The organism is Massilioclostridium coli (assembly GCF_900095865.1).
Lineage (GTDB): Bacteria > Bacillota > Clostridia > Oscillospirales > Ruminococcaceae > Massilioclostridium > Massilioclostridium facile.
The window spans coordinates 1-25,364 of record NZ_FMIZ01000006.1 but is presented as its reverse complement, the minus strand read 5'-3'; the positions used below and the strand labels follow the sequence as shown (position 1 = coordinate 25,364).

Annotated in this window: 34 protein-coding genes and 1 pseudogene; 34 read left to right on the top strand and 1 reads right to left on the bottom strand. The window is 41.5% G+C overall.

Annotated features, from left to right (window positions below):
* Window positions 1–128: 128 nt before the first annotated feature.
* The 4 genes and pseudogenes from BQ2683_RS02435 to BQ2683_RS13885 form a co-directional block, all read left to right on the top strand.
* Window positions 129–620 carry a terminase small subunit gene (locus BQ2683_RS02435; protein WP_069987178.1) on the top strand — a complete coding sequence of 164 codons (492 nt, stop codon included), beginning with the start codon at window positions 129–131 and terminating at the stop codon, window positions 618–620.
* Window positions 604–1,863 carry a PBSX family phage terminase large subunit gene (locus BQ2683_RS02430; RefSeq protein WP_069987177.1) on the top strand — a complete coding sequence of 420 codons (1,260 nt, stop codon included), beginning with the start codon at window positions 604–606 and terminating at the stop codon, window positions 1,861–1,863. The genes BQ2683_RS02435 and BQ2683_RS02430 overlap by 17 nt, the downstream gene beginning before the upstream one ends.
* Window positions 1,864–3,222, top strand: a complete 1,359-nt coding sequence (locus tag BQ2683_RS02425; protein ID WP_069987176.1) for a phage portal protein — start codon at window positions 1,864–1,866, stop codon at window positions 3,220–3,222.
* Between the two features lie 173 nt (window positions 3,223–3,395).
* Window positions 3,396–4,238, top strand: a pseudogene (locus BQ2683_RS13885) (minor capsid protein); the annotation flags it as partial.
* A gap of 72 nt (window positions 4,239–4,310) precedes the next feature.
* Here BQ2683_RS13885 and BQ2683_RS13880 read toward each other — a convergent pair.
* Window positions 4,311–5,006, bottom strand: coding sequence for a helix-turn-helix domain-containing protein (locus tag BQ2683_RS13880; protein WP_420806768.1), 696 nt, complete (start codon window positions 5,004–5,006; stop codon window positions 4,311–4,313).
* Between the two features lie 105 nt (window positions 5,007–5,111).
* Here BQ2683_RS13880 and BQ2683_RS13875 point away from each other — a divergent pair, with 105 nt between their 5' ends.
* The 30 genes from BQ2683_RS13875 to BQ2683_RS02280 all read left to right on the top strand — a co-directional run.
* On the top strand, window positions 5,112–5,627 hold the full coding sequence (locus BQ2683_RS13875; RefSeq protein ID WP_420806767.1) for an ADP-ribosyltransferase: 516 nt from the start codon (window positions 5,112–5,114) through the stop codon (window positions 5,625–5,627).
* Window positions 5,602–5,784 (top strand): hypothetical protein, encoded by a 183-nt coding sequence (locus BQ2683_RS02415; RefSeq protein WP_069987174.1) that lies wholly within the window; start codon window positions 5,602–5,604, stop codon window positions 5,782–5,784. Before BQ2683_RS13875 ends, BQ2683_RS02415 begins: the two co-directional genes overlap by 26 nt.
* Window positions 5,785–5,832: 48 nt before the next feature.
* Window positions 5,833–6,015 (top strand): hypothetical protein, encoded by a 183-nt coding sequence (locus BQ2683_RS02410; RefSeq protein WP_069987173.1) that lies wholly within the window; start codon window positions 5,833–5,835, stop codon window positions 6,013–6,015.
* Window positions 6,016–6,147: 132 nt separating this feature from the next.
* Complete coding sequence (locus BQ2683_RS13155; protein ID WP_141720169.1) at window positions 6,148–6,324, top strand: CopG family transcriptional regulator; 177 nt, start codon at window positions 6,148–6,150, stop codon at window positions 6,322–6,324.
* A 126-nt stretch (window positions 6,325–6,450) separates the two neighbouring features.
* Window positions 6,451–6,738 (top strand): hypothetical protein, encoded by a 288-nt coding sequence (locus tag BQ2683_RS02405; RefSeq protein WP_069987172.1) that lies wholly within the window; start codon window positions 6,451–6,453, stop codon window positions 6,736–6,738.
* Window positions 6,735–7,511: a BRO family protein gene (locus BQ2683_RS02400; protein ID WP_069987171.1), complete on the top strand. Its 777-nt coding sequence runs from the start codon at window positions 6,735–6,737 to the stop codon at window positions 7,509–7,511. Before BQ2683_RS02405 ends, BQ2683_RS02400 begins: the two co-directional genes overlap by 4 nt.
* A 65-nt stretch (window positions 7,512–7,576) precedes the next feature.
* Complete coding sequence (locus tag BQ2683_RS02395) at window positions 7,577–7,831, top strand: thioredoxin family protein (RefSeq protein ID WP_069987170.1); 255 nt, start codon at window positions 7,577–7,579, stop codon at window positions 7,829–7,831.
* 11 nt (window positions 7,832–7,842) lie between these two features.
* Entirely contained in the window at window positions 7,843–8,175 is a 333-nt protein-coding gene (locus tag BQ2683_RS02390) for a hypothetical protein (protein WP_069987169.1), read from the top strand.
* Window positions 8,172–8,468 (top strand): ribosomal-processing cysteine protease Prp, encoded by a 297-nt coding sequence (locus tag BQ2683_RS02385; RefSeq protein WP_069987168.1) that lies wholly within the window; start codon window positions 8,172–8,174, stop codon window positions 8,466–8,468. The genes BQ2683_RS02390 and BQ2683_RS02385 overlap by 4 nt, the downstream gene beginning before the upstream one ends.
* A gap of 54 nt (window positions 8,469–8,522) precedes the next feature.
* Window positions 8,523–9,173 (top strand): DUF4355 domain-containing protein, encoded by a 651-nt coding sequence (locus BQ2683_RS02380; RefSeq protein WP_083256338.1) that lies wholly within the window; start codon window positions 8,523–8,525, stop codon window positions 9,171–9,173.
* A 10-nt stretch (window positions 9,174–9,183) separates the two neighbouring features.
* Window positions 9,184–10,383, top strand: a complete 1,200-nt coding sequence (locus BQ2683_RS02375) for a hypothetical protein (protein ID WP_069987167.1) — start codon at window positions 9,184–9,186, stop codon at window positions 10,381–10,383.
* A gap of 2 nt (window positions 10,384–10,385) precedes the next feature.
* The gene (locus BQ2683_RS02370) at window positions 10,386–10,727 is read left to right on the top strand and encodes a hypothetical protein (RefSeq protein WP_069987166.1); all 342 of its coding nucleotides are present in this window, start codon (window positions 10,386–10,388) and stop codon (window positions 10,725–10,727) included.
* Window positions 10,724–11,035, top strand: a complete 312-nt coding sequence (locus tag BQ2683_RS02365) for a hypothetical protein (protein WP_069987165.1) — start codon at window positions 10,724–10,726, stop codon at window positions 11,033–11,035. Before BQ2683_RS02370 ends, BQ2683_RS02365 begins: the two co-directional genes overlap by 4 nt.
* Window positions 11,036–11,039: 4 nt before the next feature.
* Complete coding sequence (locus BQ2683_RS02360; RefSeq protein WP_069987164.1) at window positions 11,040–11,387, top strand: HK97 gp10 family phage protein; 348 nt, start codon at window positions 11,040–11,042, stop codon at window positions 11,385–11,387.
* Window positions 11,388–11,389: 2 nt separating this feature from the next.
* Complete coding sequence (locus tag BQ2683_RS02355; RefSeq protein ID WP_069987163.1) at window positions 11,390–11,800, top strand: DUF5072 family protein; 411 nt, start codon at window positions 11,390–11,392, stop codon at window positions 11,798–11,800.
* Window positions 11,801–11,810: 10 nt separating this feature from the next.
* Window positions 11,811–12,617 (top strand): phage major tail protein, TP901-1 family, encoded by an 807-nt coding sequence (locus BQ2683_RS13775; RefSeq protein WP_069987162.1) that lies wholly within the window; start codon window positions 11,811–11,813, stop codon window positions 12,615–12,617.
* 12 nt (window positions 12,618–12,629) lie between these two features.
* The gene (locus BQ2683_RS02345; protein WP_069987161.1) at window positions 12,630–12,938 is read left to right on the top strand and encodes a hypothetical protein; all 309 of its coding nucleotides are present in this window, start codon (window positions 12,630–12,632) and stop codon (window positions 12,936–12,938) included.
* Window positions 12,923–13,357 carry a hypothetical protein gene (locus tag BQ2683_RS02340; RefSeq protein ID WP_235843878.1) on the top strand — a complete coding sequence of 145 codons (435 nt, stop codon included), beginning with the start codon at window positions 12,923–12,925 and terminating at the stop codon, window positions 13,355–13,357. The genes BQ2683_RS02345 and BQ2683_RS02340 overlap by 16 nt, the downstream gene beginning before the upstream one ends.
* Window positions 13,358–16,300, top strand: a complete 2,943-nt coding sequence (locus BQ2683_RS02335) for a phage tail tape measure protein (protein ID WP_069987160.1) — start codon at window positions 13,358–13,360, stop codon at window positions 16,298–16,300.
* Between the two features lie 2 nt (window positions 16,301–16,302).
* A complete protein-coding gene (locus BQ2683_RS02330) occupies window positions 16,303–17,154 on the top strand; it encodes a hypothetical protein (RefSeq protein ID WP_069987159.1) in 852 nt (283 codons plus the stop codon).
* Window positions 17,145–18,116 carry a hypothetical protein gene (locus BQ2683_RS02325; RefSeq protein ID WP_069987158.1) on the top strand — a complete coding sequence of 324 codons (972 nt, stop codon included), beginning with the start codon at window positions 17,145–17,147 and terminating at the stop codon, window positions 18,114–18,116. The genes BQ2683_RS02330 and BQ2683_RS02325 overlap by 10 nt, the downstream gene beginning before the upstream one ends.
* A gap of 1 nt (window position 18,117) precedes the next feature.
* Window positions 18,118–18,951 (top strand): hypothetical protein, encoded by an 834-nt coding sequence (locus tag BQ2683_RS02320; RefSeq protein WP_069987157.1) that lies wholly within the window; start codon window positions 18,118–18,120, stop codon window positions 18,949–18,951.
* A 2-nt stretch (window positions 18,952–18,953) separates the two neighbouring features.
* The gene (locus BQ2683_RS02315; protein ID WP_069987156.1) at window positions 18,954–21,164 is read left to right on the top strand and encodes a BppU family phage baseplate upper protein; all 2,211 of its coding nucleotides are present in this window, start codon (window positions 18,954–18,956) and stop codon (window positions 21,162–21,164) included.
* A gap of 10 nt (window positions 21,165–21,174) precedes the next feature.
* Window positions 21,175–21,834 (top strand): hypothetical protein, encoded by a 660-nt coding sequence (locus tag BQ2683_RS02310; RefSeq protein ID WP_069986655.1) that lies wholly within the window; start codon window positions 21,175–21,177, stop codon window positions 21,832–21,834.
* A gap of 10 nt (window positions 21,835–21,844) precedes the next feature.
* Window positions 21,845–22,072, top strand: a complete 228-nt coding sequence (locus BQ2683_RS02305) for a hypothetical protein (RefSeq protein ID WP_069986657.1) — start codon at window positions 21,845–21,847, stop codon at window positions 22,070–22,072.
* Window positions 22,047–23,147, top strand: a complete 1,101-nt coding sequence (locus BQ2683_RS02300; protein ID WP_069986659.1) for a right-handed parallel beta-helix repeat-containing protein — start codon at window positions 22,047–22,049, stop codon at window positions 23,145–23,147. Before BQ2683_RS02305 ends, BQ2683_RS02300 begins: the two co-directional genes overlap by 26 nt.
* Window positions 23,144–23,848, top strand: a complete 705-nt coding sequence (locus tag BQ2683_RS13600) for a hypothetical protein (protein WP_235843866.1) — start codon at window positions 23,144–23,146, stop codon at window positions 23,846–23,848. Before BQ2683_RS02300 ends, BQ2683_RS13600 begins: the two co-directional genes overlap by 4 nt.
* A complete protein-coding gene (locus BQ2683_RS13955; RefSeq protein WP_069986660.1) occupies window positions 23,849–24,187 on the top strand; it encodes a hypothetical protein in 339 nt (112 codons plus the stop codon). It abuts the gene before it with no gap.
* Window positions 24,177–24,452, top strand: coding sequence for a phage holin (locus tag BQ2683_RS02285; RefSeq protein WP_083256300.1), 276 nt, complete (start codon window positions 24,177–24,179; stop codon window positions 24,450–24,452). The genes BQ2683_RS13955 and BQ2683_RS02285 overlap by 11 nt, the downstream gene beginning before the upstream one ends.
* 15 nt (window positions 24,453–24,467) lie before the next feature.
* Window positions 24,468–25,364 (top strand): glycoside hydrolase family 25 protein (locus BQ2683_RS02280; protein WP_069987155.1); only part of this gene is annotated, 897 nt, incomplete at its 3' end.

Here is a 25,364-nt window from a genome sequence, read left to right as displayed (position 1 = left end):
AGCGGGTTCGATTCCCACTTGTCCTACCAGCCTTAAAGGCATCCAACAAATACTCATACCATAACACCACAAAAAGCAGAGGATTACTTATCCTTTGCTTTTTATTTTACAAAGAGAGGTGAGCTTGCGTGACAGAAAAACAAAAACGATTTTGTGAAGAATATCTGATTGATTGTAATGCCACAAGGGCTTACAAAGCGGCATATCCGAATATCAAGAAAGATGAAACAGCTAGAACAAACGCAAGTAGATTGCTAACAAATGCTAACATCAAGAAATATATAGAAGATACGTTGGAAAAAATTAGGTCTGATAAGATTGCGGATATTACAGAAATCATGGAATACCTTACCGCCGTAATGCGCAGGGAAAAGAAAGAATATATCGTTGTCACTTTAACGGATGAAATCTCAAACTATGTTCCAGATGAAAGAGGGATACCAAGGAAACAGACAATAAAAAAGGAAACCCCTCAGATTGTAGAAATCCCTGCTAAACTATCAGACGCGAACAAAGCAGCTGAACTTCTGGGCAAACGTTTTGGGATATTCAAGGACAACATCAATATTGATGGAGCCATCCCTATTGTCATAACAGGGGAAGATGAACTTGAAGAATAAAATCGTTATCAGCCTTCCGAAGGTAGTCGGAAAAGGCTATAGAGATTTTTGGAAGTTCAAAGGCCGCTACAGGGTTTGTAAAGGCAGCCGTGCATCCAAAAAGAGTAAGACAACAGCCCTATGGTTTATCACCAATATGATGAAATACCCAGGAGCAAACCTATTAGTAGTCCGAAAGGTATACAGGACCCTAAAAGATTCCTGTTTCACAGAATTGCAATGGGCAATTAACCGCTTGCAGGTACAAGCCTATTGGGAAATTAAAGAATCCCCTCTAGAAATGACCTACAAGCCAACCGGTCAGAAAATCTATTTTAGAGGGTTGGATGATCCACTGAAAGTAACATCCATCACGGTAAAGACTGGTTATCTATGCTGGGCGTGGGTAGAGGAATCTTACGAGATTACCAATGAATCCGATTTCAACATGCTGGATGAATCCATTCGTGGGGCCATCCCAGAAGAAACAGGGCTGTTTAAGCAGATTACCATTACCTTTAACCCATGGAATGAAAAACACTGGCTGAAAAAACGGTTTTTTGATAACCCAGACGATGAAGTCCTTGCTATGACAACAAATTACATGTGCAATGAATGGCTGGATAAATCAGATTTAAAAGTCTTTGAAACCATGAAGAAAAATAACCCTCGAAGATACCAGGTTGCAGGGCTTGGAAACTGGGGTATTGTAGATGGGCTTGTTTATGAAAATTGGAAAGAACAAGCGTTTACATTAGATGAAATAAAGGAACTGACTACAATCAGCGGGCTGGATTATGGCTATACCAATGATCCAACCGCTTTTTTCATTGGATTTTTAGATGAACATCAAAAGAAGCTATACATTTGGGATGAAATCTATCAAAAAGGGATGAGCAACCGCAAAATATTTGAGGAAATACAATTAGCGGGATATTCCAAAGAAACTATCATCGCGGATTCCGCAGAACCAAAGTCAAATGATGAACTACGCAGATACGGGCTAAGGATTCAACCAGCAGTGAAAGGGAAAGACAGCATTTCTTACGGTATCCAGTACATACAGGATTTTGAAATCATTATCCACCCCCGATGTGTAAATTTCCTGACAGAGATCAGCAACTACACCTGGGATAAAGACAAATTTGGAAACAGTATCAACCAACCTATAGATGATTTTAACCATTTAATGGATGCTATGCGGTACGCAGTCGAACGATTTAGCAGAAGGGCAAGATATAGTTCCATCAAAGGAGGAATTTAGTTGTTTAAATTACCAGCAAGTGAAGAATTAACAGACCAAAAGCTAGGGGAATTTTTACAGTGTCACAATTCAGAAATTATGTTCCGATACCGTCCGCTTATGGACGCGTATATGACAAATTATCCGATATTCCACAAAACACCGAAGCCAGATTGGAAGCCGGATAGCCGCATCGCTGTAAACTTCGCCAAATATATTGTAGATACCATGAATGGATTTTTTATTGGTATCCCAATTAAAGTGACAAGTGATGATGATAAGGTGGCGAAATATGTTGAACTACTTGACCAGTATAACGACCAGGATGATAACAATGCTGAATTATCTAAGCTGTGCGATATCTACGGGAAAGGATATGAAATGTATTATGTGGACCAAGAAGGAAACCTTTGCATTACATACGTATCCCCCATAGATGGGTTTATGATTTATGACGATTCCGTATTGGAACGCCCCAGGTATTTCATTCATACCTATGTGGATTCTGATAATGTGCTGCATGGCAGCATATCGGATGAAACAAAGGTACGGTATTTCGTTTTAAAAGGAAAAATAGAATGGCTGGACGAATATGAAAAAGTGCATGGGTTTGATGGCGTCCCAGCAACAGAATACCGAGAAAATGAGGAAGAAATCGGGATTTTTGAGCCTGTGCTTGCTATGATTAACATATACAACGAAGCAATCTCCGAAAAAGCCAACGATGTAGCATATTTTGCAGATGCCTACCTTAAAATCCTTGGGGCGCAGTTAACTGAATCGGAGTTGGCACAGCTTAGGAGCAATAAGGTTATTAACTTTGAAGGCAACTATGATGGCAACTTGATTGTAGAGTTCCTACAAAAGCCAAATGGAGACACAACGCAGGAAAACCTGCTCAACCGTTTGGAGCGCCTTATTTTCCAAATATCCATGGTAGCGAATATTTCGGATGAAAATTTTGGTACATCTTCTGGCATCTCTCTAAAATACAAACTACAGGCTATGAGCAACCTCGCCAAGACAAAAGAACGGAAGTTCACAAGCGGAATGAACAGGCGGTATAAGCTGTTATTCAGCAATCCAGTATCTGGAATGAAGAAAGATGACTGGGTGAAGTTGTCATACCAGTTTACACAGAACTTCCCCGCCAATGTGTTGGAGGAATCCCAGATCGCCGGCAACCTGGCGGGTATTACCTCAAAAGAAACACAGCTGAAAACATTATCCGTTGTGGATAATGTCCAGCAGGAACTGGAACGGATTGAATCAGAACAGGATACAGAAGGATATAGCACGGACTACCCAACGAACCGGACTATAGAAACAGGAACTGCACCAGAAAATGAAATCCCGCCTGAAACTATCGGGGGGGGGTAACGGAGGTACAAGGGAAAGCACTTAATGGGGCGCAGACCCAAAGCTTGCTTGCCATTATGGCACAATTTACAGCGGGTAGTTTATCAGAAGGACAGGCTATTAATCTAATATCAACAGCAATTGGTATCAGCAAAGAAGAAGCTAGGTCAATCTTAAATGGAGAATTATAGCATATGACATACTGGCAGAACCGTCAACAACAATTGAATAGGCAGATGGAAAAGGACGAAGCTAAATTGAAAAAACGGCTATCGTCCTTTTATGATGCTGAATTTGCGCGTCTGGAAAAGGAAATAGCTGCTTACTATCAAAAATACGGTAAAGACAATGTGATTGAATACCGCCGGCTGATGGAAAACTTGCCTGACGCGGATAAAAAGCTGTTGATAGAACAGATGGATGAATTTGAGAAGAAATACCCCCAATACTCTGATTTAATGCCAGTTAGGGAATCTATTTACAAATTAAACCGGCTGGAGGGGCTACAGTATTCCATTAGGATGCAACAGCTTGAAATAGGCGCTGTCAACAATGAACAAATCACAGCGTATTTGAACAAACAGGCGGAGCGCGGCGTGAACGCAGCAGCGGAAGCGATGGGGTTTGGCAAGAATTTTTACGCAAACAACCCAGATATCACAAAACTGTTTGTAAATGTGGCCTGGAATAATGGCAAGAGTTTTTCACAGCGTATATGGGAAAATGTTGATAAACTTTCCAACTATTTGAGGACAGATATAGCACAGGCATTTGCCCGTGGGGATTCCTATGACAGAATTGTGCGTCAGCTTCGGGAGAGGTTCAGCAAAGTCACCCGTAACGATGCTTACCGTTTAATTTATACCGAAGGTACTTATGTGATGGCAGAAAGCACAATACAGCCCTTCATGGAAGATTTTGAAAAGTACAAAATTTCAACTGTTGAAGATGGCAGGGTATGCCCTATTTGTAAATCTATTGCCAAAGAAACATTTCAAATATCAGAACGCCAGGCAGGCGTTAATTTTCCGCCATTCCATCCCTGGTGTGTTTTGCCGGATACAAAAGTCATTGCCCCAAATATAGAAGCAATGACTAAAAGTTGGTATTCAGGTGATGTAATCAAGATTACTACTTCCAACGGCCGTCGGCTTACCATCACCCCGAATCATATAGTGCTTACATCTCGTGGATGGGTCAGAGCGAAGAATCTTATCAAGGGAGACAAGGTAGTCAACTATTGTGGATGGAGAGAATCTATAGTTAAACCCAACCCAGCACATAACGATGGTGTACCCACAATCGAAAAGCTTTTTGCTTCTCTCGTTGAATCTGGAGCGGTGTCGCCCGTAAGCGTGCCAGCCACCCCCAAAGACCTCAAAGGCGATGTTGTCACCAATAGCAAAATCGATATTATAAATATCAATAGCGAACTGAGGGACAAACTCAATATTTCTCTTAATAAGTTCGTTAGCGATATCTCTTTCGTAGGGGCTCCTGTACCCAGTAAAGTTAGCTTGTCTGCTTATCGCAGTCTTGAGCTTTTGCTCACGGGGGCGGGGCTTGCCGCGGACGGCATTGTGAGCGGCTCGGACGTTGTGCAAGTTCTCCTCAATGGTTCTTTTACTCATCATAAGTTGATTAGCTTCCGTTTGCCCACGGACTACGATGCCAGAATTTTTAAGTCTTCGAGTGATAGTCGGGCGAGAAACGTTAAAGATATTGGCGAGTTCGTTGATGCTTTTCCCGGAATTGTAGAGTTTGATGATCTTATTAGTGTCGAGCACGATTCTTTCTTTGGGCATGTGTATGATGCCTCCTCTCTATCTACATTATATATTGCCAATGGAATTATTACAAGTAATTGCAGATGTACCTTTGAAATTGTCGTTGATGATTGGGATACCTGGATGGATCAGTATGTAGCAGATAAGGTTTTAACAGACGATGAAGAATATTCGCTAAAGCAGTATGTAAGTGGGAAAGCCTATATTATCAACGACAAGTTAAGGAACAACACTCCATTGAACGATGAAGATGAGGAATACATACACCATTTGGATAACGCATTGCGTAAAATGCCAAAATATCAAGGCAATTTAAATAGGTCTTTATTGTTTGACTATGATGAGGACAGGAAAGAATTTCTTAAACAATATCAAAAGGGCAAAACGAAAACATATAATGAATATATTTCAATGACAAAGGACGCTATTCCTTATGACGCAAGTGGACAGGTCCAGATATATGTGATACAATCAAGTAGAGGACGGGATATTTCCACGTATAATAAGAACGAGTTGGAAGTCCTTTATCCAAGAAAGAGCAGCTTTGAAATACTTGACGTTTCCGTGGATGATGATGGTGTTACGAACATCATTATGAAGGAGGTAATAACTGATGCCGGAAAAGAAACCATATTCTGACCGCCGCTGGCATGTCCCTATGAAAGGCGTTACTACAGGCTATAGAGAAATTTCTAAAGAGGAACAAATGGCAGCCCGAAAAGAACTAGCGGAAATTTTAATTAAAGCAGGCCGGATCAAAAGTATTGATGAATTACATTCTATCGATGAGGATTGAGGTGTTTCTATGTCACCGGAAAAGAAACCGTTTTTAGGAGGTCATGCGATGAATGAAGATATAATCGACATCAAAGAGCTTGCGGAAAAGGTAGAGGACTTTTTATATGACAAGCTTGAGAAAAGGCAATATACATCTGGCGTTTTGCGAGAAATATACAACCGTCTCCTTAAAAATTTGGACGGATGGCCGCTTGTACCGAATAGGGAAATCCACAGTTGGAAAAAGTAATTGGAAAGCTATAAATAAAAGCACACTTTCGGGTGTGCTTTTCTTATGGAAAAATTTTTGAAAACCTCTTGACTTTTCTTTGTAGCTACATTATAATTAGATTGTACCCACAAAGAAAAGGAGGAAAAATTTTTGGGAATAAAAAAAGGCACTAAGTTGACCGATTCCCCTAAGTCTCATATGTTACGTGTACGAATGGATAATGAATCCATGATGAAACTAGACGTAATATGTGAAACTAAAAACATTACTCGTTCCGAAGTAGTACGAGAAGGAATTGAACAGCAATATGCCAAATTAAAAAAATAGCAATAACGCCGCACGACCAAGCACTAACGTTATTGCTATACACAAAGAAGTTACCTTCTGTAAATCCATTATACTACAGAAGCGTACTTCTTGCAACCATTTTTAAATTGCAGGAGGTTTTTTAATATGTTAAACAGTAAACAAGTACAAGAATTATTTGAAAAAGAAGCGATATTGATAAATGATCGTGATGTAATTCCACAATACGCAGTAGAAAAATTATTCGGTAAAGCTGCTATGGAATTTGCGAAAAGTTTTCAGGATTATAAAAATCTTGGTTACTGGAGCGAATATTACATTGATGGCGGAAGTTATAAGCTTGCTTTTCTTACCTATAAAGGCTTTCGCATTGCAGCCACTTACAGTAACATTGACGAAACACGCAACAAAACAAGCCAGGAGGTTATAGCATGAACGAATTACAAATCTTTAAAAACGAACAATTCGGAGAAATCAGGACTGTAACTATTGATAATGAGCCATATTTTGTGGGGAAAGATGTATCGGAAATCCTTGGTTATGTCAATCCAAATGAAGCTATTCAAGATCATGTCGATGTAGAAGATAAACTCAATAGCAAAATGCTACCGAGTTTTGAATTAGATTTAGGGCAGCGTGGCGGTTGGCTCATCAACGAATCTGGTCTTTATAGCTTAATCCTTAGCAGCAAACTTCCAAAGGCAAAACAATTTAAACGGTGGGTTACTTCCGATGTTCTTCCTTCCATCCGCAAACACGGCGCATACATGACACCGGAAACCCTGGAAGCAGCCTTGCTAAACCCTGATACCATTATTAAAATTGCCACAGCCCTAAAGGATGAACAGGAGAAAAACAAGGTATTGCAAGCGGAAAACAGTGCCTTGACTGTTGACAACGCTATTATGCAGCCTAAAGCGGATTATTTTGACGAACTCGTGGACAGGAACTTGCTAACAAACTTACGGGAAACCGCTAAAGAATTAAACGTTAAGGAACGCAAGTTTATCCAGTTCCTAATCAACCATAAATATCTGTACCGTGATAAGAAAGGTAAACTCACGCCATATGCGCAGCATGTTCAAAAAGGGCTGTTCCAACTCAAAGAACAGTACAACGAAAAGACAAACTGGAGCGGGACACAAACCCTCATTACCCCAAAAGGAAGGGAAACCTTCCGGCTGCTGTACTTAAAAGCGGTATCCTAAACAATTAAATAATCAAAGCACTTTGCGCAAGCAGGGTGCTTTTTTGATACCTATATGGAGGTTTTATGAAAAAACTGTTATTCTTCCACGCGCCTTGGTGCCCTCCCTGCCGGCTGGCAGAACGGGAAGTGATTACACCACTGGAACAGGAAATAGGCAGTGAAAAAATACAGCGTATTAACGCTCAAAATGAGCCGTTTTTAGCTGACCAATATTTAGTGGACAAATTACCTACCATTGTTGTGATAGATGGCAAAACGGCTATTTTTAAGGCTGCTGGAGTTGCGCCTGTAGAAAAATTGAAAGCGTTGCTGATTTAGGAGGTGACTTTTTGAAAGTAAATATATTAGGGATTGAATATCAAATCTATTTTGATGTAAATGAATGCGATATGCCTGAATCTTGTGACGGATGTATGGACCAGTCGGTTAAAGCAATCAAAATCGCTAAATTCTCATATGACAGGAACTCACTGAAAGATTTAGATGAATACAGGAAAAAGGTTTTAAGGCATGAAATTATTCATGCCTTTTTGTATGAAAGCGGGCTTTGGAACAACAGCGGCACCGCATACGCATGGGGGCAAAGTGAAGAAATCACCGATTGGATTGCAATACAATCCCCAAAAATCTTTCAAGCATTCCAGGAAGCGGGCTGTTTATGATTGTTGTGGAAAAATCAGAACGTAGTGTTTCCATTACTGGGCACGCTGGGTACGCTGAACAAGGAAAAGATATCGTTTGTGCCGGTGTATCCACATTGGTTCAAACGTTAATCAAATCCATTGAAACATTAACACGGGATAAAATTGAATATTCACTGTCCGCAGGGAAATCAGTGATAAAGTATAGGAATCTATCAGAAAGCAGCAAGCTTTTAATTGATTCCTTTTTTGTTGGTATTCAAATGATAGCAGAGGAATACCCCTGCTATGTCAAAATAATTAGTCCGAAATGACGTTAAACTAGCAACGGTTCGGACTTAGGACGGAACGGGGCAGAAAGGAGCGTTATGCTGAACAAATTTTATTTGCAGCTTTTCGCGGAAGATGAAGCGGCTGGGGCAGACGGCAATAGCAGCGGCACAGAAGCGGAAGCATCAAACACAGAAGAAACGCAATCAAATAATCTTACTACTTTTGATGATTTCTTGAAAGATTCTGATAATCAGGCAGAGTTTGACCGCCGTGTACAAAAAGCCATTAAAACAGCTGTATCAAACGCTGAAAAGAAATGGAAAGCCACAACGGATGACCAGCTTTCAGAAGCCGAAAAACTGGCGCAGATGACCAGGGAGGAAAAAGCGGAATACCGGGCAAAGAAGCTGGAAAAAGAACTCAATGAGTTAAAACGTCAGAACGCGGTTTCCGATATGGCGAAAACAGCCCGAAAAATGCTGGCCGATGAAGAAATCAACGCGCCGGACGAAATTATCATGAACCTGGTATCCGAGGACGCGGAACAGACAAAAGCGGCAGTTGAAGCGTTTACCAAGAATTTTAAAGCTGCTGTACAGGCAGCAGTCAAAGACGCTCTGAAAGGGAATGTTCCTAGAACAGGTACATCCTCCAATAATGGGATCACAAAAGACCAGATTATGCAGGTGAAAAACCCTGCTGAAAGACAGAAATTGATTGCGCAGCACATTGATTTATTTCAATAGGAGTGATGAAATGAACAAAAAATTTGATTTACAATTATTTGCCGCACCGGACAACATGACTGGCACGGCACAAATCCAGGTAAAAGCAAGGGAAATTGACTTTGTAACATCTTTTTCAAAAAACATCCAATCCTTGCTGGACATTATGGGGATTACCAGGATGATCCGCAAACAAAATGGTTCTGAACTGAAAGTTAGAACCGCTTCAGGTGTATTACAATCCGGAGATGTTGCGGAAGGAGATATTATCCCCTTATCTCAGTATTCTGTATCAGAAAAAACATTTGGGAAGATTGCTATCAAAAAATACCGCAAAGGAGTAACTCTGGAAGCCATTTCCGACAAAGGCTATGAGGCTGCTGTGGAAATGACGGATGAAGAATTTAGGGCTGACCTGCGGGAAGCTGTTTTAAATAATTTTTATAACGTCTTGAGAATGGGTTCCTTGGTAGGACATGAATCCAGTTGGCAGCGGGCAGTCGCTATGTCTATTGGCATGGTAAAAGATAAATTCAATAAAATGCACCGTACTTCTACCGGTGTGGCTGTGTTCGTTAACACCTTAGACCTGTATAAATATCTGGGCACTACACCGATTACTGTCCAAACAGCATTTGGAATGGATTACGTAGAAAACTTCTTGGGTGCTGATATCGTGTTTATTACCTCCGAGATTGCGGAAGATACCGTAGTTGCGACACCACTGAATAACTTAATCGCCTATTATGTCGATCCAGCAGATTCAGAATTTGTACAAGCAGGCTTGTCCTATACTACAGATTCAGAAACCGGGTTTATCGGGTTCCATATCCAAGGTAACTATGAACGGGCGATTTCCGACATGTACGCAATTATGGGTGTACAGCTAATGGTAGAATATTTAGACGCTATTGCACATGTATCTGTAGGGGAATCTGATACTCAAACTCTTGGTACACTTACTGTAACATCTACGGAAGGACCAGAATCCGGAACAACCAATATCGCTGTTGCTGAACAGTTGCTATCTATGAACAATGTATTCAAATACAAAGAAAATGCTGGTTCCGCTACAGATGTAACTTACGGTATGGATGTAAAAACATGGACTAGATGGGACGGTGTATCCCCAATTAAAGCCACAGCAGCCAATCATATCACTGTAGTAGAAGCGGACCCAAATTATAAAGCGGTACGTTCTGGCGATGTAGAAGCACAGGTTAAAGCGTAGCAATGTGTAACACAAAGATATTAGGACGGGTTAAAACAAGGATACCGGAAGATACGGTATCCTACGACCTTTTGGAAGAATATATCCAGACGGTATCTGACCGCCTTTGTTTGCGACTGGGGACTAATGAACTTCCCAAGGTATTTGAATCTATCTGTACAGATGCAGTTGTTAAAATGGTACGGCGTACCTATTACGAAGGGATTAGTTCAGAGGGAGTAGCGAACATTTCCACTTCGTTTGTTGAAAATATCCTAGGGGAATATGCTCAGGAAATAGAGGATTGGAAAAATACCCAAGCAAACAATGGCCTGTATAATGGTAAGGTGGTGCATTTCCTGTGATTTGGAAACCGTGCAAACTGCAAGTAAAGGCCAACCAGACAGAAGATGAACTGGGTAATCCAACAGGTGGTGAGTGGCAAACGGCGAAAGAAACAGTCTGCCGGTTTACCCCCTGGACAGATGGCCAAATCTCGCTGGAAGGGCGGGAAATTACCAAAAACGAGCAGCGTTTCGTCCTCCCTTTCCCTTTTCCTTCTTTTCCAGAGTGTACCCATGCTATGATTGACGGTATCCGGCAAGAAATCACGCAGAAAATTGACTTGTCGCCCCGTTACACAGTAATACAAGTAAAAGTTTATAAAAGGTGATACTATGGCCGGTGTTAAAATAAGCATTGATGGCATTCCAGAACTTGAAAGAGAACTACAGCGTTTAAATGGAATTAGATTTGATGCTGTTACAAAAAAGCAAACTACACAAATGCTAAATAGAGCGCGACAATCAGGAGGGACGCCAGTAGACACTGGAGAATTAAGAGCATCATCTAGTACAACTAATGATGAAATTGGATATACAAAGGAATACGCTCCACATGTTGAATATGGACACCGTACGGTAAACGGCGGATGGGTTCCCGGGCAAAGATTCTTAAAAGCGAACGTAGATACACAAGCGTTTATTTATTATCAAGACTTATTAAAAGCTATTAGGAAAGGATGAATATGTATAAACAACTTGGATTAGTAGACCTGATCAAAGCAATACAAACAAAAGTTGAAAATAGAACAAGGGTTAAATGTTACGATTGTGTCCCGGATAATGTGCCAAGCCCGTTCTACTTTGTAGAAGTGATCGGGAAGAGACCCGCACATAGTAAAACAATGTATCGGGATATTTTCACGGTTTGGATTCATGCCATTGCGGAACCAAAAGATTCTTCTGTACCAATTTACCAGTTAATCAATAATCTTGAAGAAGCTTTGACGGAAGATATAGAACTGCCTGATTGGGTACAACTGATTATGCAGACAAACAATGGCGTACAAACCATAAAAACAGATGAATCAAACGAAAAGCACGCTGTAATTGCTTATGAGTTTATGGTTTGCTATGGTTTTAAATGCAAAATTTAGGAGTGATTAAATGAATAAAAAACTTGATTTACAGTTGTTTGCTTATGACAACAACGAATATTGCGACTTTATAAGCTCTGCCGCAAAAGCAGTAGCAGGACAAGATGTTATTCTAGCGGTATATAATTCAGACGGCTCAAAACTACTAGCTATTTCTGGGCAGCAAGGGTTAACCATTAACCGTTCCGCTGATAGTATTGAGGTAACTTCAAAAGATACCGCAGGAGGCTGGAAAGCGAAAATTGCGGGGCCAAAGGAATGGAGTATTGATACGGACGGGCTGTTTTCTCAATCTGACGAAAGCCACAAAATTTTGTCCGCTGCCTATAGTAACGCTGATCCAGTGTGTTTGAAAATTATTAATAAAAAATCAAAAAAAGGCATGTTCGGTGGCCTTGCTGTCATTACTGATTATTCTTTAGAAGCTCCACACGATGATTCTATGACATTTAGTTTATCGTTTGAAGGGATGGGGGCTTTGGCTGATTTGACAGAAGAACCGGTAACGCCGGATACCATGCCAGAAGGGAGCGCCGCTTTATCCCCTTTAACGGTAGTGTCCGTAGCTGGAACTTCAAGTGGTGATACAGCGGTTTATGTTAATCCTGTTAAGCCTGGAAGTAATATTTATAAATACAAGACTGGATCGTCTAGCATTGCTTATCCCGCATACCAAGAAGATTGTTCCGGCCTTACCACCTGGGATGGCACAACGGCTATCAAAGCAACTACAGGCAATCAAATTATGGTAGTGGAATGCGATTCCAGCAATAAAGCTTTAAAAGCTGGTATTGCAACTGTAACTGCAAAAGCATAATGGAGGGTAAATATGATTGAATTTAATGGAAAACAGTATGTACTTAGATATAGCCAACAAAGAATTGAGATGATTGAAAGCACTACTAATGCGCCGATACTAGCTAATTTAGCCAAAAACAATAATATGTTAAGTTTATCGGATTTAAAAACTTATTTTGCGTACGGATTAAAAGAAAATGGAGAAGATATTTTTGTTCCGATTAAAAAAGCGCTTGAGGTTGCACAGCAATTAGTGGAATCCCTTGGCTATGCCGGTTTGTTACAAGCGGTACTTGAAGCATTGGAAAGGGATTGCCCTTTTTTGTGCCAAACACCCTAATTGACTTTGAATATTTTGGAGGTAGCCTTCCTACAAAAAAAGAACAAGAAATAGCGAAGCCGTATCAGAGAGAGATAGACTTCGCTTTTTTTGTAGCCAATTTCGGGTATTCAAAAGCGGATTATGATGCTATTACCCCAAAAGAAAAAGCGTTTATTTATAAAGCGTGGGAAAACAAAACCATTTCCGACAGTTATCTTCTGTATAATGCGGTGTTTACCGCTGTTTACAACGCAAACCGCCCAAAACGGAAAAAACCTTTGAAGCTCTGGAAAAAACGGGGACAAAGAATAGTTGATATGGAAACAATTAATGAAAATTTGAAAATAGTTAAGCAAATAGATCAACAAGAAGGTGACAGTTGGGTAAGAAAAGTATATCAAGCAAATAATATTCCATTTAAGAAAGGGGGGAGATAATTGGCTGATTATACTTTAAGCGCAAAGATTACAGGGGACAGCAAAGGGTTCGAAAAGGCATTTTCCTCGGCTCAAAAGGCCGCAAATAGTTTTGAAGCAAAGATGAAGTCTGTTTCGTCAAAAATAGCAAGTGTAGGAAAATCGTTTACTAGCCTTGGGACAAAAATGACAGTAGGGATAACCGCTCCACTTACTTTAGCTAGTAAGAAAATAGTGACTGCCGCAAGCGACTATAACGAAAATCTCAATAAAATAGATGTTGCGTTTGGCAATTCGGCAAATACGGTTATGGAATGGGCAGAAAATGTAGATTCTGCCTTTGGACTATCCCAAAATCAGGCGTTAGAAGCTGCATCCCTTTTTGGGGATATGGCAACTTCTATGGGGCTGTTGCAACCGGAAGCGGCTGCGATGAGCACTTCACTGACCGGGCTTGCCGGAGACCTTGCCTCCTTTAAAAACATAGGAATTGACCAGGCTATGACGGCATTAGCGAGTGTTTTTACAGGCGAAACAGAAAGTCTAAAACAGTTAGGTATTGTTATGACACAAACCAATTTAGACGCTTTTGCTTTGGCGAACGGATTTGGAAAAACAACCAGTGAAATGACACAAGCTGAGCAGGTTCAGTTGCGATACGCTTATGTAATGGAAATGACAAAAAATGCCCAAGGTGACTACGCTAGAACATCAGACGGAACAGCCAACAGCTTAAGAACATTCCAGGCTGCTGTAGATGATTTAAGCGTGGCGTTAGGGCAAAACTTGCTACCTTCTATTACGCCATTAGTGCAAAACGCTACCAATTTAGTAAAGCAATTCGCGTCACTCAATCCGGAAGCACAGCAGACTGCAATTGAGGTAGCTGGTGTGGCGCTTGCGATGGGACCAGCCTCAACCGCTTTCGGAACGTTTATAACAACAATAGGAAACGTGACCAGGACAATAGGGAATGTATCTAAAGCCGTGTCCGATTTTTCCAAATCAGCTACTTTTGCAAGTATTAAAGCATCAGCGGCAAATATGGCAAAAAGCGTATCTAATTCTCTGACAACCTTAAAAGGCGGGCTATCAACCGCAGGAAGCAACATCAAAACATTTAGCACTAATACCATCAATTCCTTTAAAAATATCGCTACTCGTACAGCGAGCAGTATTGCCACAACCGCAAAAAATGTAACAACGTCTTTTACTTCTATGGCAACTACAGCAGGAACATCAATCGCGTCATTTGCCACCACAGCAGGATCGCGTTTGGCTAGTGTATCTAAGACAGTAGGAACCTCCATGCTTTCTATGGGTAAATCAATTGGAGCAGCAATATTGCCTATATTGCCAGTAGTAGCAATTATTGCCGCTGTAGCCGCTGCGTTGGTATATCTTTGGAACACCAACGAGCAATTTAGAGATACCGTCATATCATCATGGGAGCAAATCAAAGCAGCATTTGAACCAGTATTACAATCACTACTAACTATGGTTCAACAAGTTTGGGCGCAATTGCAGCCGGTAATCGCTGAATTAGGAACAACCTTTGCGAATTTAGCTACAACTTTGGCACCTGTGTTTGCCCAATTAGCGTCTACAATTGCTACAGCATTTGCTTCCCTAGCACCTGTTGTTACACAATTAATTACTACACTGGTTGGCATTATTCCAACTTTAATGCCTGTTATTACCCAGTTAATTAATACAGTAATGCAGTTGGTAACCTCGTTGTTGCCTGTTGTATCAACTCTTTTATCTGCTCTTGTACCAGTAATAGGAATGATCGTTGAAGCGGTTGGAAATCTTTTAGCCCAACTAGCTCCTGTTGTTACGATGCTGATATCATCGCTGGTGCCAATTATCACTCAATTGTTTAATACTCTTACCCCAATTATTACAACAATCGTTTCTAGTTTAATACCCACTATCACTAATATAGTAACAGTACTGCTTACAACTTTAATTCCTGTAATTACAAATATCATCACAATTGTAGCTGGTGTGATCAATACCGTGATTCAGGTGATTACTCCGATTATTACATTTATTGCAGGGCTAGTGGCTCAAATTATCAGCTTTTTATCCCCTATTATTACATTTATCGCTGGATTGATAGCACAGATTATCAGCTTTATTTCTCCTATCATCACGTTTGTTGCTAATGTAATCGGAACTATTATTTCATTTGTTTCTGGTCTGATTTCAACGATTATGTCAGTGATTCAACCTATTATCAATTTTATTTCAGGTGTTATTAACACGATTAAAGGTATCATTGATGCTGTGGTTGGTGTTATTGTCGATTTTGTCATGTCCAGAATAGAAGCTGCTAAAAAATCAATTGAAGTAATCAAAAATGTAGTTTCTACAGTTTTTAACGCTATAAAAAATGTCATCAAAACGGTTATGGACACAGTAGGAAGTATTTTTTCAAAAGTTTTTGACGGAATTAAAAACGCTTGGGAAGGTTTGACTGGTTTTGTAAGTGGGATTATTGATGGAATCAGAGGTGCGTTTGACACTGTAGTAAACGCTGTAAAAGGTGTAATTAATGGCGTTATTGATGGCATTAATGGAGCTATCTGGGTTATCAATTTAATTCCAGGCGTAGAAATCGATCCTATTGGCCATTTGTTGCATGGTACTGACAGCTGGCGGGGAGGATTCGCGTACATGAATGAAGGTGGACGCGGAGAATTGACCTATCTGCCAAATGGAAGCCAGGTTATTCCACATGATTTATCTGTACGATATATGAAAGAATCCGCTAAAGCGAACGCCCAAGCTGAACCTTTGGATGTATACGCGTTGGGCACGTATATCGTGGAAGCCGTTACTGCCCAAGGCGAACAAATCGCGAATGGCGTACAAAACGGGATCGGAAAAATGCGCATGGTAGCAAACAACAGAGAACAAGCCAGATTTATTGCTGATTTAGGATTTGTTAGGGGGTAATCATGGATTTTTATTATGTTAATTCAGCTGATCAAAGGGTTAATTTTTATGATTATCCATATTTGTTCCAAGAAGGAGATTTATTGGATTACTCCCATAGTTATTCTGTAGCAGAGAATACCAATAAAATAGAATATACATCAAAAAGTCAGGAAAAGACCGTTAAATTGGCGGTCTTACCTGATTTTTCTCTGTCATTGGAACAACGCCGGCAGGCGGTAAAACAACATGTAGATGAACTGTTGGAATTGTTAGAATACGATGTTGTAAACAATAAATTGGGGAAGCTGTATAGTTCTACCGGATATTATCTGGAATGCAATATATTCGCGAGCAAAAAAAGCGATTGGAATCTGGGGATTCCATTTCTGTTTAATCAGTTTTCGGTAATTGCTCCAAAACAAAAATGGATTAAGGAAATTACCTACAATTTTTACCCACAAGATGGAGAATCTCAGGAATCAACAGAAGTAAAACAGTACCCTTTTTTGTATCCATATCTTTACGGTGATGATTCCAGGGCACAGCCGTTTGATAACGACCATTTTTCTGCGTCCGACTTTAAACTAATTGCTTATGGCCCGTTTTCTGATTTTTATGTTCAAATCAATGACCACTTGTATCAAGTAGATTATGAGCTGGAATCCAATGAATATATGACAATAGACAGCCGTAACAAAACCATTATCATGACAAATCAATATGGGGAGCAGACAAATTTGTTCCAATATCAGGATTTTTCTTCTGATGTTTTTAAAAAGATAGAACCTGGCAATAACACCATCAGCTATTCCAGGACATTTGGTATTGACCTTATCATATACCAGGAAAGGAGTGAACCAGCATGGACATGATTTTATGTGATAGGAATAGAAAACCAATTGGTATTTACACTGCCAATATAGACATGGAAATAGGCGATACCGAAGCCAGCAACGATTTTGAAACTTCCACAGAGAACGTCCAGTTTGGTTACTCTATCATCTGCCCCGGCACAGAATACGGCGGTATTTTCGGCCAGCAAGTCAAAAACACTGGTTCCACCCAGCAGACATGGAACGGGTTAACTTGGCGCGGCTTGTTAAAACAGGACATCATCATCCCTCCGGCCGGAAATGATTATAGGATCGTTTCAGGCGAAGCGAATACGATTATTAGAAGCCTAGTATCGGATGCTTTTGGCGGTTTTTTTAAAGTGCCAGAAGAAGATTCCGGGCTGAACATATCCTCATACCAATTTATCATCTACACAACCCTCTTGGAAGGTTTGATGGATATGCTGGCCGTTCACAATTACCGGTTAAAAATATGGTCAGAGTTAGGGGAACCAAATGAACCCTATCAAGTGTACCTTGCCGCTGTACCAGTTACTAAAAATCAGACAGAATACACAGATAACAGTAAAATCAATGTACAGACAACAGATTACCGTATGGGGATTAACCACCTAGTGTGCATGGGAAGTGGTAAGCTACAAGCTAGACAACGTGTTGATTTATATGTACAGTTGGATGGCAGTATATCGCAATCTAAATATTATACTGGGTTCGATGAGCGCACCGCTTATTATGACTACGGGAACGCGGAAAGCTTAGATGATTTAATCGATAATGGAACAAAGAAACTACAGGAATTAGCCAATTATCAAAAATTAGAGATTGTATCGGTAGAAGATATTGACTTGGAAATTGGCGATATTGTAGTAGGCTGTGATAGGGACCATGGTATTTATATAGAGAAACCTGTCACAAGAAAAATACTGACAGTATCGTCCGGTATATGGACAGTAGATTATCAAATCCGAGGGGAGGAATAATATGGCGTTAAGGCTAGTTACCGGGAAAACCGGTGAGAATGTAACAGCGGCACAAGATGCTGCTTTGTATGCCGGATTGGCAGGGCTGGAAGCCAGTATCTTGCCAATTGGCGAAAAGATGCGCGCTAGTAAGATTAGCAATAACAGTATACGAATTTATGATGGATGCGTAATCGATCAGGGACGGTTGTATATGATTGATCCAAACACTTATCAAAACTATACGATTGATTCTGGTAATCAAGGCGTAATCCGTTATGACATTATAGGACTGCAATATACCAAATCGGGTGCCGGGGACGAAAGTGTAAGTACATTTGTAAAGAAAAACGCAGGTGAAAATGGAACGGTCACCACAAACAGTTTGTGGGATGGCGCGTCTACTACACAAATAGGATTGTACCGTGTGAAGTTGAATGGTCTGGCAATCGAATCTATTATACCAATGTGTAAAACACTTACCAATGCTGATAATGCAGCGTGGACAACCTCCAAAACAACCAGTCGTGATCCTTGGATATTAACTTATCGAAAAATTGGATATAAACTAATGCAATTCCAACTGCAAGCAGTTTTTCGTGGTTCGCAATTAGAACACAATACGGATGAAGTGGTTGGGTATACTCCAATATTCGTAAAAGAAGCGTTTTATTTCCCTGTATGGATGACGGTAGCGGGTGGAGTGGCAGGAATAGGGGTTGGAATGGTCAACGAAAAACAAGAAATCCGCCTTAGCACCCCAGCATTTGGAAGCGATGTACAGTATGTAGGTTTTGGGATTGCCAGTGTGATTGATGATTTGGATGATGTGGATTTGGACGAAGAGGATGTATAGCCATGAAGAACATACAATCTATCACAGTTGATGTTGTTCCAGATTTAATCCCAACCCCAAGGGTTAATGTCATCAAAGGAGACAGCGAAACCAGATACATAGGTGTCACTGTTCTCAACAACGGTGAGCCGTTGGAACTAGAGGACGGTGTCACAGTCTCTTATGTATATCTTAAACCGGATTGTACCCAAGTGATCAATCCGGTTACCATATCCGAAAATGTTGTAACCATAGAGTTAAGTGACCAATGCTTGACAGTTGCCGGGCTTTGCTCCTGCGAAATCCAATTTTACAAGGGCAGCCAACAACTTACCAGCGCAATGTTTAAGGTATCCGTACATCCTGGTGTATACGATGCGAACGCACTGGAAAGCAGCGACGAATACTTGTCACTATCCAAGGCAACAAATAATGCGGAGGAAGCTGCGGACAAAGCAAACGCAGCAGCAGAAAAAGCAAACCAGGCAGCGGCTAACGTTAAGGATGGCACTACATATATTCCCTCTGTTTCTACCGAAGGGGTTATCAGCTGGATCAATGGGCAAGGACTCCCCAACCCTGACCCTGTAAATATTAGAGGGCCTGCTGGTCCTCAGGGCGAACAAGGTATACAAGGGGAAACAGGACCGCAAGGAATACAAGGTCCAGCAGGGCCACAGGGAGAACCGGGCACACCTGGGAAACCTGGGCAACCAGGGGCAGATGGAAAAGCCGCCACCATCCAGGTTGGAGCGGTTACCACTCTAGCACCAGGGCAGCCTGCTATGGTAACTAATACTGGGACACCCACAGACGCAGTGCTGAATTTTGGCGTCCCCCGTGGTGAAGATGGATCCGGCGGTGATACTATCATTGTGACCGCAACCGGGACAACTATCCAGTTAACCGATAGTAGCGACAGACCTCTACAAGGGCTAACTATTTATGGGAAATCCCAACAAGTTCAAACAACTGGCGCTCAATTATTGGCTGCCCCAGAAGAACAAGTTGAAGGTACTACCTCATATCATTACGTTAACGGTATATTGTCAACAACCGGTGCAGGCGATGATGTGGCTACTACGTTTTCTGGTAAGTTTGTCTTACCGGCTGGTACCTATACATTTTCCGGTGAGGCAAAAGAGACACAATATACAACCATTAGCCTTGTAGATTCCTCTGGAACCAGTATCACTACTGGAGGCAATCTGAGTTTTGCAACTAACACAAAATCAGAAAAGGAAATTGTCCTGACAGAGGAAAAAACCGTGTTCCTCAAGGTATGGACAAACACAGCGGCAACAGATGCCAACAACACCATCAAGCTGATGTTAAACGCTGGTTCTTCCGCTCAACCTTGGGAAGAATATTTCAACGAAATTCCCTCCCCTACTCCGGAATATCCGCAGAAAATCCATCACGTTGGAGATAGTGGCAGTATTACTATAACTGTTGACGATGACAGTACAAGTACCCAACCGCTTGTAGTGGATACTACAGGGGGATTACCTGGTATTCCGGTAGCCTCCGGCGGAAACGTGACAATAGAGGGTCAGCAATATATATCAGAGACTATTCAACTATATTCTGATGGTACCGGCAAACGGGTTAGCCCTGTGAAAACCATTGTGCTGGATGGTTCGGAAACCTATTCGGTCAACGCTTCATCTACCAATACAACCAGATTTTACATTAGTGTTGCCGATATCAAAAGTTCCCTTGCACCAGCGTTATGTAGCCACGCCAAATATAAAGAAATTTGGGGTGGAGATGAGGTTGGATTCTATTTAAGTTCCAACTATATTGTGTTCCGCATGCCAAAAGCAGTGGTTGGTGAAACAAAAGACAGTGTCCAAAAGTGGATTGCGTCCCAACACAGCGCAGGTACTCCGTTAACAGTAATCTATCAGATTGCCACACCTACCGAATCAGAACTGGAAAAGGGCGAGGCGCCGAATGTCCAATCTGTACATACCTATTATTCCGATACCAATATCGAAAACGATAGTGATACTCATATGGATGTCCGGTATGTTGCGGACACAAAATTATATATTGATAACCACTCCGGCGGTGGAACGTCTTATAAAATCGGCGATGGACTTAAGCTGGAGGGTAACAAATTATCTGTAGACACTGCCACGGAAGTAGAGCGGGACAATACTAAGCCAGTTACATCGGCTGCGGTATATGCCCAAATTGGTAATATAGCAGCCTTACTGGCAGAAATTTAGGAGGGCAGACATGGAAGATGTAAAAATACAAATCGAACGTTTGCAGGGAGAAAAAGAAGCATTGCGAACAAAATTAGTAGGAATGGGACTTGCTAAATCTAGTGATGATCTAGAGGCATGTGTAACGGCTGTGGAAGGGATTGCGGATAATGGTGCAGTGTCCGGTAATATCAGTGCAGTGGCGGAACAATACTCTGTTCCAGCAGGCTACCACAACGGCACTGGGAAAGTACAGATTGCCAGTGTCGAACAAGCTAAAATCATTGCCGGCAATATCAAGAGCGGTGTTACCATTTTGGGGGTAGCCGGCTCATACGCTGGCGAAGGCGTAGACTTACAGGAAAAGACGGTAACCCCAACAAAAGCCCAACAGAATATTACTCCTGACGAAGGATATGATGGGTTATCCAAAGTAACGGTAGAGGCAATCCCTGCTAACTATGCAGATGTAACAGGAGTAACAGCAACCGAGGCGGACGTGCTAGCGACCAAAACATTTGTGACGGCGGCGGGCACAAAAACAGCAGGTACGATGGTTAACAACGGGGCTGTATCCGCTACGATTGACGGACTAACCACAGGCAGTTATACCATTCCAGCGGGATATCATGACGGCAAGGGGACAATATCCCTTACTGACGATATTGCGAACGCCCTAGCGGCTATCTAGGGGGGATAAGGTGAAATATGAGCGGGAAGAAAGATTTCTTATGACACTATCTCAAAACAAGCCATTAGGGACAATCGACAAATTTTTTTATCGAACAATTGAGACAAAAATAAGATTTTTGGAAGTTTTTGAAAAATACGGTATCGCCACACCTGATGGAGTAAGACTTGATGAGTTGCCAATAATATTGGCTGACTATTTGGAGGGATTAAATGCGGAACGAAAAAATACAGATTGATAGGCTTAATAACGCCAAAGCTGCTATAGCTGAGGCGATTGCAGCAAAAGGCGTACAAGTGCCAGAATCAACCAAACTGGATGGCTATCCTACTCTAATTAGTCAAATATCGACCAGTGGCTCTGGTGGCGGCAAGTCCATCCGTACCTGCCGAGTTGTCGTTGGCACGGCAGTAGCCGGATGGACAGAAAATGACTGTGATTATTTATGTGATGGAACATCAGATGAAGTGAAAATTCAGGCTGCTATTGATGCCCTACCGGAAGATGGCGGAGAAATTGTGCTGCTTGATGGACGATATGTTGTTACTGGAATTGATTTAAAAAATAACACACAACTTATTGGTAATGGATTGTCAACACAAATATATTCGGACACGAGCATTGGCCCTCAAGGAGTGTTGGTGTACGCTGGGTCAAATTGTGCATTGCGAAATATATCGCTATTGTTGGAAACCACAGACCTGAGTGGGACGGCTACTGCTATAAAAATTACGGGGAGCAATACCGAGGTGCGTAATGTACATTGTTCGGGGTTTATAGGAAATACAATTGAAATCGCTTCTTTTACAGCCGGAGCCATTAATAATATCAGTATTATTAATAATGTACTTGTAGGAGGAGCAAACAACTTGTCTGCTATTAAGATAAATAGTTGTACCAATTCGATAATTTCCGGCAATTATATTATTGATCACGAAGAAGATGGTATATCAATTATCAACAATATGTGCAAACACCTCAATGTGTCAAATAATGTGATTTCCAACGTGAAGGGATACGGGGTGCTTGTACAATCTGGATCGTGGTATAACATTGAAAATAACATCATTGAAACCAAGCAATCGGAATCAAGTGGTATTGCTTTTGGAGGAAGTTTTGGAAATATTTCTGGAAATACTATAGGCGGCGACCATGCCATGGCAAATTCCATCAAAATGTTGCCATCCAGTGTTAAATCATTCGTCACTGGGAATTTAGTGTTTGTCACAGGAATAGTGACCGGAGGAAAAGAAATTGTCGTAGAAAATAATGTCGTCATAAAAAACCAAGCTTCTGGGGGTGGAACAGATTGAAATATGAAGAAAAATTTTGCGTGCAAGGATTAACAATATTGTTATATCGGTATGTTGTTGCTTGGCAAGAGGACGAACAACATAAACAGTATTATTGTGTAGACAAACAGGAAGCAAACCAATACAGTGATAGATATGACGATGCGACAGTGCAACCAATAGAGGTTGATCCATCGGATGAATGGATAGATGGTATTACTATCCCAGAAACAACACATCCAATGGATGATGCGATTAAAATTTATGAAGCTGGGGAAAATGCCTGGCTAAATAGCAAATACATACCAAGTGCGGAGCAATCCGCACAGGCGTTAGCAGGAATACTACTTAACACCATAAAACCAGAAAACGACACCCAAAAATTAGAGTTATCAGGGTTGTACCCAGTATGGGTGGAAGGAAATCATCCATCCGGTGATATATGCAACGCTAGAGGTCAGACGTGGGAGTGTTATCAATCCCACGATACAGCAACCTATCCTGATATCACGCCAGATAACCCAGCATGGTATACCTTCTGGCGATCGTTACACGGGACAAGTCCGGAAACAGCCCGCCCATTTGTGCCAGTACAGGGCTCTCACGATATATATCATAGTGGCGAATACGCAATTTGGGAGGACGGCAATGTGTACAGATGTAGACAGGATACAAATTTTAGTCCCGGCGAATACCCGCAAGCGTGGGAGGTGGTAGAATAAGTGGATTTTATAATCGAATATTGGGTGGAATTTTTGTTCGGGGTACTTGCCGTAGGATTAACCGCTGTGCTATCTACTGGATATCATAGGCTAGCCAAAAAAGTGGAAGAACAGGAAAATGTTAAGGATGGCATACTGGCAATACTCCACGATAGGTTATATCAGTTATGCCAATACTATTTAGGGCAAGGGGTAATCACCCCAAATGCCCTTAAAAACGTAGAATACCTATACCGCAGCTACCACAGTTTGGGCGGGAACGGCACAGGCACAGAGCTATATACAAGGGTAACAAAATTACCCCTGGATTTGGAAGGAGTTGATGACAATGAAAATTAACTGGAAAGTACGAATCAAAAACCCTGTATGGTGGGCACAGATCATCATTGCTATTGTGTCCCCTATTTTGGTTGGGTTGGGGCTGCAATGGAGTGATATGACAACCTGGAAATCACTAGGACAAGCGTTATATGACGCTATCTGTAACCCTGTAATTGTAGTATCCGTCATTGCGTCCGTATGGACCGCCATCACAGACCCTACCACTAAGGGTACATCCGACAGTACACAGGCACTTACATATGACAGCCCAAAACAAGATTAATAGGAGGTAAATAATATGAGCATTAGAGGAATTGACTTATCTTATCACAATGGTACAGTAGATTTTGCGGCAGTGAAAGCAGCAGGCGCACAGTTTGCGATGCTACGGGCTGGGGTTGGCAGTGATATCGCTAGCCAGGATGATAAAAAATTTGTGGAATATATTACAGGCTGTGAGACAAACGGTATTGAATGGGGAGCGTATCTATACAGCTACGCTATGAATATGGACGAAGCAGACAGCGAAGCTAATCACATGCTACGGCTGTTACAAGGCCGTAAACCATCCTATCCAATTGTTATTGACATGGAGGACGCGGATGGATATAAGGCTAAAAGGGGTGGTATTTCCCGCCAAATGGCTACCGATATCATCAAACACTTTTGCCAAAAACTTGAATCCGCCGGATATTATGTAATGTGGTATGCAAATAAAGACTGGTACGAAAACAAATTATATCCAGGCCAGCTTACCGCATATGATTTCTGGTATGCCCGCCCTGATAAATCCGCGCCAGATAAATCTTGCGGTATTTGGCAGAATGAAATTGGTGAAACTGGCGGGCATTGGCCAGGTGTAAAAAATAATGCTGTAGGAGGATGTGATACCAATATTGCGTACAAAGATTATGCCGCAATGATCAAATCAGCAGGGTTAAACGGGTGGGTTGCTGGATCTTCCCCTACCCCACCCCAGCCAACAGGGACACAATATAGTGTTGGCGATGTAGTAACCGTATCCAGCTACTACGCATCTAGCACAGAAACAGACAGCAATAAGGCAGTAATTCCGTCCGAGTGGAAAACAGGCACGATTACCCGTATTGTAGAAGGCGCACGCAATCCATACTTACTGAATAACGGTAATTTAGGATGGTGCAACGACGGCGATATCAGAGGACGTGGGAGCATT